This is a genomic window from Paenibacillus sp. P3E, from assembly GCF_001909045.1.
GTDB lineage: Bacteria > Bacillota > Bacilli > Paenibacillales > Paenibacillaceae > Paenibacillus_AQ > Paenibacillus_AQ helianthi.
In genome coordinates, this window is the sequence record NZ_LVWH01000103.1 from 68074 (window position 1) to 83233 (window position 15160).

Below are 15160 nucleotides of genomic sequence, written 5' to 3' on the forward strand. Positions count from 1 at the left end.
CGGAGCTGCTAGAGCGCAGCCTTCACAATGCGGTGATAATAACCCACAGTAAGCACAGCGAACACGAAGTAGATCAGCGTGTAGGCCATCATGGCAACCGCGGCCGGGAAGGTGAGATCGGACAGACTGAGCGCAGAAGCCGCTTTCACAGCGAAGATGGAATGCAGCAGTCCGACCACCAGCGGCAATGCAAATACCAGCATCTGCTTCCGGACGATACCGCCCATTATCTCGCGTTCTCCGAACCCAAGCTGCCGTAGTATTGTATAGCTCTTCCGCTCCTGCTCTGCTTCTGTCATCTGTTTGAAATACAGGATACTGCCAGTAAAAATCAGGAAAATCAGCCCCAGAAAAGCGGCGATGAAAATGATCAGCCCGAATTTGCGGAGCGACTCCTTATAATAAGCATCGAAATCCGGACTGAACTCTTCTTCGCTGATATATTTCGCATAGTGCGCAGATGCCGCAGCACGCTGCTTCTGATCAGCCATCCGGTAGGTATCAAAGCGGACATCCTCATACTCTTTTGAGATCCGCATTTGCTCATGAATCATCCCTATCGTCGCCCGCGATACTACCAGCTGACGTCCATGTACGCTGTAATTCATGGCATAGCGGTCCTCCCCCCGGATCAAGCGGACAGCCAGGTGTCCGCCGGGTGCGCCCAGATCCAGTGCTGGAGGTAACTGCCCCGTATCCACTTCGCTTAACCCCTTCCTCAAACCGTTGTAAAAGATGCCCTCACCCTGGCTAGGCACGGGAATATCAGCACCGCTTGACTGGAGTTGCTCAGCAGTAAGCAGCAATATATCCCTTCCATCCCTTTCCCCTTTGAGGGATCTGCCTGTGAGCCGGACCGCCTCAACGGGCTGGTAAGTATAAGAATAGCCTGCTTTTTCAAGATCCTCTTGAAAGGACTTTGCCTCCTGCTCCTTATTTTCAAAAATAAAATCGTAGGGGAGCATGGCGCGGGACTCGCCCTCTGCCGAATAGTACAGCGAATAAGAGATAGCCACCATCGTTAGGGTCATGGCAGATAGTACGGTAATCAGTGTCAGTGAGCTTGCATTGCCTTTCATGCGATGCATCATCGGGGCTAACGACAAGCTGTTATTCAGTCCGAGCTGGCCGTTCTTACCCTTACGGAACCGGTAGAATAACCAGCCGATTGTCACGCGAAATAACAAGTACGTCCCGAGTATGGTCGAGCCGAGAATAACGAGCATTTGCAGAAACAGATGTTGTCCCAAGGTTTGACTGGAGAGCAGGTAGCCCAGCACGATCAGTATAATCCCGAGCAGTCCCGTCAGGGCGGACAAGAAAGTCTTCGGCTGTTTGGGCTGATCACCCTGCCGGTCAGCATTGAATAGATCTAGCAGCGTGGTACGGTAGACTTTGAACAGGGTTTGAATCAAGGTCAGGCTTATGAGTATAGCGAATACAATGATCGTCTGTACGGCTGCTTTACTGGAGAACGATAGTGCGACCTCACTTTGAATACCGGTCAATTTCATCAAAATGAGCACAAATAGCCTTGAAAAGAGCGCGCCGCCAGTAATCCCGATCCACAGCGCCCCCACCCCAAGCAGAGCATGCTCCATAATGAGTAACCGCCCTACCGCGTGCTGCGTCAGACCTACCAGCTGATACAGACCGATTTCCCTGCTGCGTCTTTTTAGAAAAAGGCTGTTGGCATAGACCATGAATATAACCACGATCGTAATCACCAGTACTCCGGCCGCATTGAATACGGTAGAAAACTGAACATCTGCGGAGGACGCCGCCATGACCATCGAGTCATTTTGTAGGGAAGCAAACACGAAATATAAGCCTGTACTGAAAATAAGTGCAAAGTAATACAGGTAATAGTATTTAATATTTTTGCGCATACCTCGGATCAGGAGCTCAAACAGTGTCAACATGATCCCCCCCGAGCACAGCCTGCACATTCAATATCTCCTTGAAGAACGTTTGCCGCGTCTTATTGCCGCGATACAATTCGGAATACAGGATGCCATCCTTCAAAAACACGACCCGGCTGCAATAGCTGGAGGCTACAGGATCATGAGTCACCATCATGACCGTAGTGCTGCGCTGCAGGTTAATAGATTCGATCATTCCCAACAGCGTTGAGGCTGCCTTGGAATCAAGTGCGCCTGTCGGCTCATCCGCAAATACAATGGACGGCCGGTGGATCAGCGCCCGTGCCGCTGACGTACGCTGACGCTGACCGCCGGAAATTTCATGCGGATATTTGTGGGCAATCTCACCGATGCCAAGCTGAGCGGCAATTTCCTGATATTCTGCCTCCACCGCTGTCTTCTTCATCCTTCCGAGTGAGACGGGCAGCAGGATATTCTCTTTGACAGTCAAGGTATCCAGCAAATTGTAATCCTGAAAGATGAAGCCGAGCTTCTGGCGGCGGAAAGCAGATAATTCGGCACGGTTCATTCTTGAAATCTCCGTCTCTTCGACGAATATACGCCCTTCCGTAGGGGTATCGATCGTAGCGAGGACATTGATCAACGTCGATTTGCCCGACCCTGACGGCCCCATAATTCCGACAAATTCACCTTCCACTACACGAAGATCTATGCCCTTCAGCACTTGCTGGACATTGCCTCTGGCTCCAAAAGATTTACGGACCTGCTGTGCTTGCAGCACGGTTTTCAGTATATGATTTTGACTCATCATGACAACTCCCTGCTCTGATATCCCTTTCATTGTAGAGAAAAAGGCTTCGCCCGTCGCCCGGATCAGATGACAACGAGGAAGCCTTAAGTGACAATTGTATCATTTGGTATATCTGTTAATGTACGAACGGATTCAAATGCGTTGATGGCCGTAAAAGTCATCTGCACTACAGTCCCCGGAGGAGGGCCTGATTGGACCGTTAATGAAATCCCAATTTTGGACGCAACCGTTTGGGCTAAATAGAGACCCATTCCAGTGGCGGCATTGTACATTCGGCCGTTTCCGCCTGTAAAGCCTTTATCGAAGACACGCGGCAAGTCGTGCGGGGCGATGCCCGGTCCTTCATCTCTTATCGTCAGCCTGACCTGTCCCTCAGGTGTACGCTCAGTCGACAGATGGATCATCCCCCCCTCCGGGCTATACTTGACCGCATTCGTCAACAATTGGCGGATAATAAAGCGGCACCATTTGCTGTCCGTTCTAACACGAATTTCTTCCCCTTCAAACCCGGCAGCTATATTTTTCTCCACACACCAGGAAGCAAGCTCGCGGAGTTCCTTCGCGGCAAGCCGCTGAATACTTGTCTCCTCCAGCACATAATCCGACTCCAGTGACGGCAATCGTGAAATGTATAACTGCTGGTCAATCAGCAAATGGACACGCAGCCATTCCGGCTCGATTTGACGAAGCACGGGATTCTCCCTGTTGGCATCTAGCATTAACTTCACTGCAGTGAGCGGCGCCTTTACCTCATGCACCCATGCCGCTATATAATCCTGCTCGACGGCCTGGGCTGTCTGGTTGTCCGAAAGCTTATGCATATACCAGCGTTCCACTACCCGAAGCAATTGATTTGCAGCGTTCTCCTGAAGAAAATGGGCAGACGGCAGTGCTTCAACCCAGCCCTCATGGATCTCTTCAGCCAGTACCGCCAGTGCCTGCGCATACTTCGTTTCTTTTCGGAAACGCCATCCCAGGAACACTGCCATGGCCAGAATCAGCAGCAGATTTAAATACAGCAGCGAATCATGCCTGATGGCAATGCCGTGATCTATCCAGATCAGCAAATCCACAAACAATAATGAAAACAGATAAAAAAGGATCCAGCTTTTTCTGTCATTCAAATAGCGGAGCAGCAAGGAGATTCCCTTCATAGCGTAGCCGCCATATAACCCAGCCCTTTTTTCGTAACAATCGCTTCTTCCAGATGAAAAATTGCAAGTTTTTGACGAAGCCGGGTAATATTCGCTGTCAGCGTATTGTCGTTGACAAAGTGTTCATCATCCCACAGCTTGCGGATCAGATCCTGGCGTGAGATGACTTTATCCTTGGCTTTGACAAGCACAACCAGAATGAAAAATTCGTTCTTGGTCAGGATTACGTCTTGCCCCTCCTTACGGAGCAGACCGCGTTTCATATCAAGGATCGTGCCGTTCCATTCCATCAGATCGTCCGCTTCTTCTCTGTAATCATAGGTCCGGCGAAGAATTGCCTTAATATGTGCCAGCAGGACGTCCATATGAAACGGCTTTTGGATATAATCATCCGCCCCCATGTTCATCGCCATCACCATATCCATAGGATGATCCCGCGAGGACAGGAAGAGTATCGGTACTTTCGACACCGCCCGGATCTCACGGCACCAGTGAAATCCGTCATACATCGGGAGCTGGATATCAATAATGACCAGTTGGGGCTGTACTTGAATATAGGTAGACATCACATCATCGTACCGTTCCGGTCCGGTTACATGAAAAGACCATTGCTCTAATCTGTCCTTAAGTGCACGAAAAATCGCCGCATCATCTTCTATAATAAAAATAGTAAGATTCAAAGCAGTTCAATCCTTCCCGGGTTCCCGTGCTTCCCCCATCATACCATTAAGGAAGCAGCATCGTGAACATCAGTGCGGCCAGTTCCTGCTTGTTAATTGCCCGCTGAGAGCCGTAATCGAACACACCATCCACTTCTGTTACCTCAGGCCCGTGAAGCTTCCAGGCTACCACAGAACGGACGGCATCCGCAGCCCATTTCGATGTGCCTGGCGCCAGTACCGCTGTAGAATCCGGCACACGGATTCCAGTTACCGTCAGCAAGCGGTAACAAATAGCCGCGGCCTCCTCCCGGAGAATCGGACGGTCCGGTTCAAATAGGCCGTTCCCCGTCCCAGTCAACATGCCAGCCTCAACAGCGGCTTGTATATCTTTTCGATACTCAGAATGTCCAGTGTCCTTGAAGAGGTCTGGGTTAGAGGACCCGGGAATGCTCCACATCGCATTGAAGGCATGAATGAATGCTCCGCGGCTGACGGTTTGGAGCGGCTGAAACGGCTGAGTCAAATCATCTGTCAAGAAGCCGAGTGACTTGAGGCTCAGAATATAGCCCGCATAGGGATGATCTGCACTAACATCCGGGAAGGTGGATAGTTGCACAGGGATTTTCGCTGCATAGCTATACAGATTAGTATATTTCATATAAGTGATATGGCCGTCAGCATCCATCTGGAATGCTAGCGGATTGCCCTCATTATCCAAGAACAACAGATCGTCAATCTGCTGCAGCGTGTGGCTGCCAAAAACGTCGCTAACCTTCAGCGTGCCATTGCCGGTCACTTCGACCCTGGTCATTAATTTGATCCGTAAATCGGAGTATAACCCTGCGAATTTGGCAAGGGTATCAACAGACTGCGACTTGCCACCCTTGGTTTCGTAAGTGGGTTCGCCCTTCGCATAATAATGATCCATAAATGCGGTAAACAGGTCGTTACGCAAATCCTGATTGGTATTATACGTGATAAAAACACCTGTCTTCCGGTCGGGAAGAAGCCACAACAGCGAACTATAGCCCATAATATCGCCACCTTTGGAGATTACAAGCTCACCATTTGTCTTGGACGGAATCACTGGCGATTCGAAGCCGTAGGTCGTATCCGGCAAGTCAGGATGGATAGCCATGTGATAGGAAGACATGGCCTTTACCGATTCAGGAGACAGAATCACCGTACCATTCGCCGCCCTCCCCCCGTTCAGAAATGCTGTCATAAAAAGCGCCATATCGGAAGCGCTGGATAGCATGCTGCCCTCCGGCCATTCACTGGGTGAAAAACCATACACCGGGATAGGGCTGCCCGATTCGTCGTAAGAAGGGACAAGCCTCCGGGTCAAATCCTTAGTCATGCCAAAGCTGCTTGAGTTCATGCCGAGCGGGCCAAACAGATGCTTTTGCATATAGCTCCCGAAAGGTTCTCCGCTTACCTGCTGGACAATATAACCTTGCAGCCGCGAAGCGAAATTATCATACATATAGGCCGTTCCCGGTTTGCGGATCACTGGGGGAAACACGTCGAAGATGCTTTCTTTTAAGGATACCGGCTGCTGGGAGGGGTTGGTCAAATAGCTGGCATCCGAAGGTTCACGTACTTCAAATCCTGTAGTATGCGTTAACAGATTCTCTATCGTTACAGGGGTATCGAATGGATTCGTCACCTTGTAGCCGTCCAGGTATTTTTCAATATTGTCCTGAAGGGAGAGTTTCCCCTGATCGACAAGCTGCATAATGGCCGTAGCCGTGAATACTTTGGAGACGGAGCCGATCCGAAATGTATCCTTCATCCCCGCTTCCTCCGGCTTCAAGGCTGGAGCTGAAATCCCGTAGTTTTTGGACAAAAGCACATTACTGCCCTGAACAACGGATACCGCAGCATTCCCGGCTTTTCCCTTAACTGCATCCCGGGCAAAAAAAGCGTCGAGAAATGCCTTCAATTCCTTCGCATCCTGAGGTCCGCCGGTATAATCTCCCTTGGAATTCCTGCCGGATAATGCATTCTGCTGGACGGAGGCCGGCGAGTCAGGTTGAGATTGCTGCGTCGCAGCCCCTGCTTCCCCGGCAAAACTCAGCATCAGCACAGCGGTTAGGCAGCAGCACGTACGGTATATTCGTTTCCTATTCTGGTTCAAACCTGATCCTCTCCTTGCTTCTCTCAAATTTGGGGTTAACCCAATCAGAACGAACAAGCCGTTCCAACACACTAATTGTATGGCCCGGAACCCATACTGTCGTGCGATTCAGATGATAGACATGAGCGGGATCGTGACATTGTTGTCACTTTGGAATACGAGTTGGGTGATTATGTATTAACTCGGGTCATCTATTTAGTCCGTCCGGTTATTCACTGCGGTTTTCTTATAAAGATTCTCAAACGGGGACTCTGTGCATAGCACCCCCAGCTCATAACCGTTTTCCCCTTGCTCCCGCATGTTCTCTGCAAATTTGGCGACCGTATTCAGGACTCTTGTGCTCTGCACCGGATAATCGCCCACAGAGCTTTCTGCTGACAGCATCACAGCATCAGTCCCGTCGATTACTGCCTGAGAGACATCGGTTACCTCTGCACGTGTTGGAACCGGATGTTCGACCATGGATTGCAGCATTTGGGTAGCAGTGATTACATAGGTCTTTGATTGCTTGCACTCGCGAAGAATGGCTTTCTGAATGAAGGGGATTCGCTCAAAAGGCAGCTCAACGCCAAGATCTCCGCGTGCAATCATGATACCGTCAGACGCCTCCATGATGGATGAGAAATTCTGTATCGCTTGAACGGTTTCGATTTTGGAAACAAGGCCCGGCTGGCTATATTTCCCCAGTCCAGCAACATACGCCCGGATTTCCTCCAGATGCGACGCTTCCCGGATAAAAGAACAAGCGATCCAATCCACATGATGCTCCAGCAGGAACTCAAGATCCTGTTTGTCTTTTACAGTTATGGCCGGCAAGCGGATTTTCGTTCCCGGAAGGTTGACGCCTTTATGGCTGCCGATCATTCCACCAACGATAACCTTTGTAGTAACCCTTCCCGGATGCTTATCCGTCACCTCAAGCTTCACTTCACCGTCATTGATCAAGATGGAAGCACCTTGTACAATATCTTCCATCACGACAGGATGATCGAGCGCTGCCCGCGCTTGCCCTCCCGGTTCATCTGACTGATCAAGGATAAACGTGTGGCCCTCCTCCAATCGAACGGGCTCCCCCTTCACGCTCATCAGACGGATTTTCGGTCCCTGCAGGTCACCCATAATCCGCACGGACTGGCCCGATTCGGCGGCGGCGGCTCTCAATACTTCAATAACCCGTCCATGCTCTTCATGGCTCCCGTGTGACATATTCAGCCGTGCGATGGTCATACCGCTCAGGAGTAATTCCTTGAGAACAGCGGGGGAAGAACTTGCCGGGCCTATCGTGCAGATCAAATCAATACTCAATTGAATTCAACTCCCATATCATATTGGCATTCATACCTCATTCTCTAGTTTGCATTGTTCGTTTATTCTAACTAAACTATACATGATTGCACACCACTGCCATTCACTTTACGAAGGAAAGGGGACACATTCATGAATACGAAACAATTGGACCGGATTCACACAGGAAAGGGTTTTATTGCGGCTTTGGATCAAAGCGGAGGAAGTACTCCAAAAGCTCTGCTGCAATATGGCATTCAGGAAGACCGCTATTCCAATGAAGAAGAGATGTTTGCATTGGTGCACGAGATGAGAACACGTATTATCAAGAGCCCTGCATTTGATTCCAAGTACATTTTGGGAGCTATTCTTTTTGAGAATACGATGGATCGTTTCATTGACGGGCAAGCCACTGCCGATTATCTTTGGGATCAGAAAGGCATTGTGCCTTTTTTGAAAATCGACCAGGGCCTGGCCGAGCCTGAAAACGGGGTTCAGCTCATGAAACCCATTCCCGGCCTGGATGACCTTCTGAAGCGCGCTGTCCAGAAACATATCTTTGGAACCAAGATGCGCTCACTGATTAAGGAAGCGAACCCGGCCGGCATACAAAAAGTTGTAGAGCAGCAGTTTGCCGTCGCCCGCCAAATCGCCAGTGTTGGCCTGGTGCCGATTATCGAACCGGAAGTGGATATCCATAGTAAGGATAAACAACAAGCGGAGAAGCTTTTAAAACAAGCGATCTCTACCCAACTAGCCGCTCTGGATAAAGACGTGAAGGTTATGCTTAAACTTTCCATACCGACAGAGGACAATTTCTACAGTGATTTCATTGAAGATCCGCATGTGGTACGGGTCGTTGCATTGTCAGGCGGCTATACTCAATCGGAGGCCAATGACAAGCTGGCCCGTAACCATGGACTGATTGCCAGCTTCTCCCGGGCATTATCACAAGGGCTCAGCGATCAGCAAACCGACGAAGAGTTTAGCACCATGCTCGCACAATCCACCCAGGCCATCTACGAAGCATCTATTACTTAAGGGAGAAATAGGAAGACCCCTGAGCTTTTTTCAGCTCAGGGGTCGTTTTTAAGCTTGACGCCGTTGTAAACCTTGTGGTCTGAATTAGCCCAGCTTAGCGATAACTGCTTGGGTGACCGCTACGGTTGACTGCGGATTTTGACCCGTAATCAGGTTGCCATCCACCTCGTAATGAGAAGTCCAATTCGGCGCAGCCACATAGATAGCACCTAGATCACGCAGCTTGCTTTCGAGCAGGAACGGCAGATGCTTATCGAGCGTCGTATCCGCCTCCTCACGATCTGTAAAAGCATTTACACGTTTACCGGCCACAAGGGGTTGACCAGAAGACAAAGTAGCTCCAACCAGCCCTGCTGGCCCGTGACATACGGCAGCTACAATCTTATCTGCTTCATAGAAATCACGCAGCAATTTCTGAAGGGCCTGATTATCAGGCAGATCGTACATCGTTCCGTGACCACCCGGTAAGAAAATAGCATTAAAGCCCTCGGCGGATACTTCATCAAGCTTTGTTGTGTTCTCCAGATATTTTTCGGCATCCAAAATTTCCTTGAGTGTATTCTCATCCACACTGCCAGGATCGACTGGTGCTTTTCCTCCAAGCGGGCTTGCCACTAAAATCTCATACCCTTGGTTAGTAAATCCCATATAGGCTTCGGCAAATTCGGACAACCAAATACCAGTCGGTTTGCCTGCATGAATTTCCGTATGATTAGTTACGACGATCAACACTTTTTTTGCCATTATAATTGCCTCCAATACACTATTTTTCTGCCTCCTTCATTCTAATTCCGTTAATAGTATAAAACAAATTATGAAATAGTAGATTATAAATAAATATACTTATAGATCGAATAAATACTAGCCGTGCTCTCTACTCACTTTCACGTATGATTGTCATCATCTCATGAATCTGTGGCAGTTGTTTATCTTTTAGTTTATAGGCGAAAAACAACTCATTGTTCACTCTTAATTCCGGAAAAAGAACTTTTATTTTCTCTTCATCCAGATTTCTTAACAGATAGGTTGGAAGCACACTAAGACCCATTCCATTCTCGATAGCCTTTAGAATCATATGCAGATTAGGAATGATATGGATCGGCCTGATTACAGGGCGTTTCTTAAAGTGCTCTCTCCAAATCCTTCTGATTATAGGTAAATCAAGCCCATAGCTAATCCAGTTTTGCGATGAGAGCCAACCTTCACTATGCTCCAGACTATCTATATCCGGTATCTTGTAATGCATAGGGGCAACAATAACAAATTCTTCATCCATAAAAGATTGATACTCAATACCTGGGGTAGGAACTTTTTGCGAAGTTACAATGAGGTCTAATTTATCTTCCTTCAGCAGCTCCAGCAATTGATCAGCGGTTCCCAAATTTGAAATGACCGAACTATTGGATTTATGCAGCTGAGGAAGTACTTTTTCAGTATAAAATTCATGTGCCGTCCCTAATTTAATAAAGGTGAGCGTAGGTAAGGAAGCCATTTTAAAATTCATCGTGGTCTCCTCGAGCGATTCGATAAGCGGAGCCAGCTGTGAATATAACTGCTTCCCCCGTTCCGTTGGAACTATTTTCCTCGAAGTTCTATTGAACAACACTTCACCCACCTCAGCTTCCAAGGAGGCCAAGTGCTGGCTCATTGCCGGTTGCGTCATCATCCGCACTTTTGCTGCTTCGGACACAGAGTTGGACTTATAAATCATGCAAAAGCTCCTGTACCACTCAAAATCAATCATTTCTTATAGCTCCTTTGCTTCAAGCAATCTATATCGTTGACGGATTGTATTTGACCTGGGTCTTGGATATAAAAATAAACTCCAGTATTCTTACCGTCAACATCAATTTTACAAACCGGCCAAATCAACTTATGATTGAACCTATGTTCAAGAGATCAACATCCTTATACGAATCTGGCTGAAATGAAGGGGGAATATAAATCTATGAAATTGAGCCTGAATTGGATTACGCTTAGGGTACACAATCTGGAAGCTTCCCTTGATTTCTATCACAGGATTCTGGGTCTTTCGGTTGAACGCAGGTTTGAGAGCAGAGGAAGACAAATTGTCATGTTAGGTACAGGAGAGGGACAACCGAAGATCGAGCTGATTCAGGGAGATGAGACAGTTCTGAAGCCCGAGTGCGGTGTCTCTGTTGGTTTCGAGGTGGCGTCGCTGGATGAGGCAATCGATCATTTGACGAGCCAGGGCATTCCGTTAGCACGCGGACCGATCATGCCTAACCCTCACCTAAGGTTCTTGTATGTTCTTGATCCGGACGGCTTCGAGGTACAGCTAGCGGAGCACATTTAGAGCAGCAACCCTTTACTTATTGATTTCCATTGCACTCAAAAAGAAAAAGACTGCCTTCACCATGAAGTGCGGTCTTTTTCCAAGTAAGCGATATAAATCACTACGCCTTGCTATCGGTTTTTTTCAAGCGGTTTAGCACTACTCATAGTGTTAACTCTCAAATAAGGCTTCGAACCGTTTCTGCATTTCTTCCGGGTTTACGACTTCAATAGTAGTGTAGATCATCCAATAATGTCCGAACGGATCCTTTACACTTCCCGCTCGATCACCATAGAATTGATCTGTCATCGGATTAACAATAATCGCTCCAGCCGCAACCGCCTGTTGAAACACCGTATCCGCATCGTCGACCTGCAGCTGGATACCCACCGTTGTGTTCCCCATAGTTTCCGGACCGAGAATGCCATATTCAGGATATTCCCCTGCAAGGGATATTTTAGCACCGCCGATTGTAATTTCAGCATGAGCCACTTTACCTCCCGGCTCCGTCAAGCGATAATGCTCCACTGCACCAAAAGCTTCCTTATAAAATCCAATCGCCTCAGCAGTATTCTTAATCCATAGGAATGGAGTTGCTGTATTCATTATTGACACCTTCCTTTTCTCTAAATATGTAACTAATCCATCTCAATGAATATCCTAACGGACCTCCCCATATGTGTATAGTAAAAAATTGAACCTTTATTTAATGATTGACCGGCCTTCCGCTATTAGCTAAGTATCCCAACATGATTATGATGCCTGTCTTGTCTTGAGAAATAATCTGTTGGATTGAGGCTGGAGAACGCTTGAAAATCTTTAATAAAATGCATCTGATCATAATATCCGCAAGCCATAGCGACATCTAGCCAATTGACGTTCTTAGCCTGGTCTATTTGGTTTAATACCTCCTGAAAGCGGCGAAGACGACAGAAGAGCTTAGGAGTCAACCCCACTTCTTCTTTAAAAATCTGAATAAATCTCCTATGGCTTATACCAATTTGTCCAATCACATCTGAGAGGGGTCTTTTTAAAGGCAAGCTCAGAAATTCGTTAAGCGCAAAGTGAACTACCGGATGCTGTATCAGAGGTTGTGAAGCCAGCTTAATAAGGCTTTTCTCCAACTGCTGGAACTTTTCATCCACCGTTTTGGTTAAAAGCAACTTCTCATGCATATCATGGGCTTGTACTCCCCACAATGCATCCAGGGATACATGAATATTATGTACTTCATCCACTGGCATTTTAAGAAATGGATAAACACCGCCTGGTTTGAAGTGTACTCCCAAAACTGTAGACTTCACAGAAGTATCAATGATGAAAGACTTCGAATGTGGCCCACAAATAACAGAGCTGCCATATGCCCTCACCAGGCCTTTATTTTCCCGGTCTAATAGGTTAATCTTCCCCCCACTCAAGTTGAACACAAGTTCAATCGAACCATCCGGCAGCGTAAGTTCCTGCGAATAAGGTGAGGTATAGCCTTCGAAATACCAAAAAAAATCCACAAAACCTGACAAAGGAGCTTGTGGAATATAAGTGCATAACAGCATGGCGTTTACCTGACAGGAGCTATGGACATTAATCCATGTAGCCGCTCCACCCTCTCTTTGGCTGCATTCTCTCATAGATCTAATATAACCTTTTCCTTCCATTTCAAAAAGCATTTCAACGAAGTAAATCTCCCCGATAAAATCATGAATTCCTATACGTTATCACCTATAGGATGAATAATCCCCCGGGCAAGTTTGGTTATAAAACAAACTCTCTGTTGTAACATCCATTCCTTGGAAATATACTTAACGTAGTTATTTTGAGAGCGCTTTAGTTAGAGCGGTCCACTTCGCATACGTAAAAATAGATAAGGAGGCATATATCATATGCTGTATACACCAGGAGTTACCGACTGCTCACCGGCAGAGGCAGGTTACGACACTTCAAGAATTGAGGTTTTGAATGCCCATTTCCAGACCCTGATCGATCAAAAAAAGATCCAGGCCGCATCTTACTGCGTCTCCAGGTATGGAAAGACATTTATGCAAGGGGCTATGGGACCGCTCTCTTTCCGGGAAGATAGGGCGGATCCGCTTTTACCAACAACCGTTCATAATATCGCGTCCATTACTAAAGCCATTACCTCAGTTGCTATCGCCAAGCTTGTGGAGGACGGTATTCTCCGGTTTGACATCCCGGTTGGCGCCATACTTGAACCGTTGAATGTGGCCCCGTTTGATAAAATCGATATCTATAGCCTTCTGACCCATACCTCGGGCCTGTTTCCCGACTGTGCAGGGAGCATCCCCTATCATAAGTCTTATTGGCAGCTCATTGAAGAGTATTTCGAAAAATATACCCCTGAGGACGGTGATCCCGACTGGATCACAGCCGCGCTGAGCTGCGGGGTCAATAAAAAATTAGGCGAAGAATGGCAATATTGCTCCTTCGGCTTCTGCCTGCTCGGAGAAATTATTAAAAAAGTGACCGGTGTAACCGCTGAGCAGTACATAGAAGAGCAAATCCTGAAGCCTCTGGGTATGAAGGACACGGTTTGGGAACTGACGCCCGAATTGGCCAAACGCGCTATTATAAGAAATGAAAGACATGAAAAGCGGCTGAACGATCGAATCAACGGTAATCAGCCTGAAGACTCGCAAATGGAACAGCTGTGGGATACGGTTTCCAAAACCGGGGGAGGCCTGGCCTCTACACCCGCTGACCTCATCCGGTTCGCCAACATGCTCCTGGGCATGGGAACCCTGGGCGATACCCGTATTGTCGGCCGCAAAGCAGTCGAAAAAATCACAACCCGCACCCTGCACGGGGTTCCCGATTACTGCTGGGGTAACGATGTCAAAGACCGGAGCTACGGCATTGGTCTCGATATGAGAAGAGGCCCTGCCTTCCTCTACTCAGAGACCAGCTATTTCCATGAAGGTGCGGGAGCCTGCTGCATGGTCATTGACCCTACAGAACAGCTCGCTGCCGTATGGTTTGTGCCTTTTGTCGGTGATAATTGGTACGCGGAAGGCTTGTTCAATGTAACCAATATCATTTGGTCAGGACTGATCTAATGAACAGCTTGAAGCACAATTGGCTGATTTGCCGGACGGTAGCGGGCGTGACCTACAAAGAGTGGAGTGCTTACCGCACTCATTCTATGGTGTCCGTTATCGTCGGCCCTGTATATTTTATGGTGCAATATTTCATCTGGACGGCGGTATATGGAGGTCATTCTTCGCTCGGCGGCATGGCACTCCCCGAGATGATCCGCTACTTTGGGGCTACTGCGCTTATCGGTTACCTGATCATGGATTTTGCCGACTGGAACTTATCTATGCTTGTGCGTACCGGTAAATTTCTCACCTTTCATTTGCGCCCGATTCATCACCGTTCGTTCGCATTATTTCAGAAACTCGGCCATCGGTCTTTAGGCTTCCTGTTTGAATTTTTGCCGTGCCTTCTGATCTTTATTTTTATTTTTGGAGTAGATATGCGTCCGGCAAGCCTTCCATGGACTTTTCTGTCGGTGCTGCTTGCCTTTCTAATGAATTTTTATGTGAACTACATGATTGGCCTGACTTCATTTTGGCTTGTCCAGTCGAGCGGAATACGAAGCGCGTTTATGCTGGTGTCGGGTATTTTTTCGGGTGCGCTTATTCCGCTTGATTTCTTTCCGCACTCGCTGCAGGTGATCCAGTTCTTCCTGCCGTTTCAGTACATGGCTTACCTGCCGGCAATGGTGTTCACCGGCCATTATTCTCTTGGAGGCCTTGAGCTATCCATACAGCAAGCTGTAGGTATGCAGGCCATAGCAGTGCTTATTACGTTCGGATTGAACGAGCTCGTTCGCCGCCAGGCTATGAAGCAGTTTACCGCTGTCGGTGCGTGA

Annotated in this window: 14 protein-coding genes; 4 read left to right on the forward strand and 10 right to left on the reverse strand. The window is 48.0% G+C overall.

Features of this window, described 5'->3' with window-relative positions; translation table 11 throughout:
* Positions 1–8 precede the first annotated feature (8 nt).
* From A3842_RS09920 to pyk, 6 genes are all read right to left on the reverse strand, one after another.
* Positions 9–1922 (reverse strand): ABC transporter permease, encoded by a 1914-nt coding sequence (locus A3842_RS09920; protein ID WP_256701639.1) that lies wholly within the window; start codon positions 1920–1922, stop codon positions 9–11.
* The gene (locus tag A3842_RS09925; RefSeq protein ID WP_074101234.1) at positions 1906–2691 is read right to left on the reverse strand and encodes an ABC transporter ATP-binding protein; all 786 of its coding nucleotides are present in this window, start codon (positions 2689–2691) and stop codon (positions 1906–1908) included. Before A3842_RS09925 ends, A3842_RS09920 begins: the two co-directional genes overlap by 17 nt.
* A gap of 86 nt (positions 2692–2777) precedes the next feature.
* Positions 2778–3848 carry a sensor histidine kinase gene (locus tag A3842_RS09930; protein WP_083609542.1) on the reverse strand — a complete coding sequence of 357 codons (1071 nt, stop codon included), beginning with the start codon at positions 3846–3848 and terminating at the stop codon, positions 2778–2780.
* On the reverse strand, positions 3845–4528 hold the full coding sequence (locus tag A3842_RS09935; RefSeq protein WP_074101235.1) for a response regulator transcription factor: 684 nt from the start codon (positions 4526–4528) through the stop codon (positions 3845–3847). The genes A3842_RS09930 and A3842_RS09935 overlap by 4 nt, the downstream gene beginning before the upstream one ends.
* Positions 4529–4574: 46 nt before the next feature.
* Complete coding sequence (locus A3842_RS09940; protein ID WP_143186231.1) at positions 4575–6650, reverse strand: serine hydrolase domain-containing protein; 2076 nt, start codon at positions 6648–6650, stop codon at positions 4575–4577.
* Positions 6651–6845: 195 nt separating this feature from the next.
* Entirely contained in the window at positions 6846–7955 is a 1110-nt protein-coding gene (pyk, locus tag A3842_RS09945; protein ID WP_074086337.1) for a pyruvate kinase, read from the reverse strand.
* Positions 7956–8087: 132 nt separating this feature from the next.
* On the opposite strand from pyk, the gene A3842_RS09950 reads away from it, so the two are divergent.
* Positions 8088–8975: a fructose bisphosphate aldolase gene (locus tag A3842_RS09950; protein ID WP_074086336.1), complete on the forward strand. Its 888-nt coding sequence runs from the start codon at positions 8088–8090 to the stop codon at positions 8973–8975.
* Positions 8976–9059: 84 nt separating this feature from the next.
* Here A3842_RS09950 and A3842_RS09955 read toward each other — a convergent pair whose 3' ends face one another.
* A complete protein-coding gene (locus tag A3842_RS09955) occupies positions 9060–9719 on the reverse strand; it encodes a type 1 glutamine amidotransferase domain-containing protein (protein WP_074101236.1) in 660 nt (219 codons plus the stop codon).
* A 130-nt stretch (positions 9720–9849) separates the two neighbouring features.
* The gene (locus tag A3842_RS09960) at positions 9850–10719 is read right to left on the reverse strand and encodes a LysR family transcriptional regulator (protein ID WP_074101237.1); all 870 of its coding nucleotides are present in this window, start codon (positions 10717–10719) and stop codon (positions 9850–9852) included.
* Positions 10720–10923: 204 nt separating this feature from the next.
* On the opposite strand from A3842_RS09960, the gene A3842_RS09965 reads away from it, so the two are divergent.
* The gene (locus A3842_RS09965; protein ID WP_074101238.1) at positions 10924–11292 is read left to right on the forward strand and encodes a VOC family protein; all 369 of its coding nucleotides are present in this window, start codon (positions 10924–10926) and stop codon (positions 11290–11292) included.
* 150 nt (positions 11293–11442) lie between these two features.
* Here A3842_RS09965 and A3842_RS09970 read toward each other — a convergent pair whose 3' ends face one another.
* Both A3842_RS09970 and A3842_RS09975 read right to left on the reverse strand, forming a co-directional pair.
* Positions 11443–11877 carry a VOC family protein gene (locus A3842_RS09970; protein WP_178382034.1) on the reverse strand — a complete coding sequence of 145 codons (435 nt, stop codon included), beginning with the start codon at positions 11875–11877 and terminating at the stop codon, positions 11443–11445.
* Between the two features lie 125 nt (positions 11878–12002).
* On the reverse strand, positions 12003–12938 hold the full coding sequence (locus A3842_RS09975) for a helix-turn-helix domain-containing protein (protein ID WP_083609544.1): 936 nt from the start codon (positions 12936–12938) through the stop codon (positions 12003–12005).
* Between the two features lie 213 nt (positions 12939–13151).
* Between A3842_RS09975 and A3842_RS09980 the strand changes: the two genes are divergently transcribed.
* Together A3842_RS09980 and A3842_RS09985 are read left to right on the forward strand one after the other, a co-directional pair.
* Positions 13152–14342 carry a serine hydrolase domain-containing protein gene (locus A3842_RS09980; protein WP_074101239.1) on the forward strand — a complete coding sequence of 397 codons (1191 nt, stop codon included), beginning with the start codon at positions 13152–13154 and terminating at the stop codon, positions 14340–14342.
* Positions 14342–15160: an ABC transporter permease gene (locus A3842_RS09985; protein WP_074101240.1), complete on the forward strand. Its 819-nt coding sequence runs from the start codon at positions 14342–14344 to the stop codon at positions 15158–15160. Before A3842_RS09980 ends, A3842_RS09985 begins: the two co-directional genes overlap by 1 nt.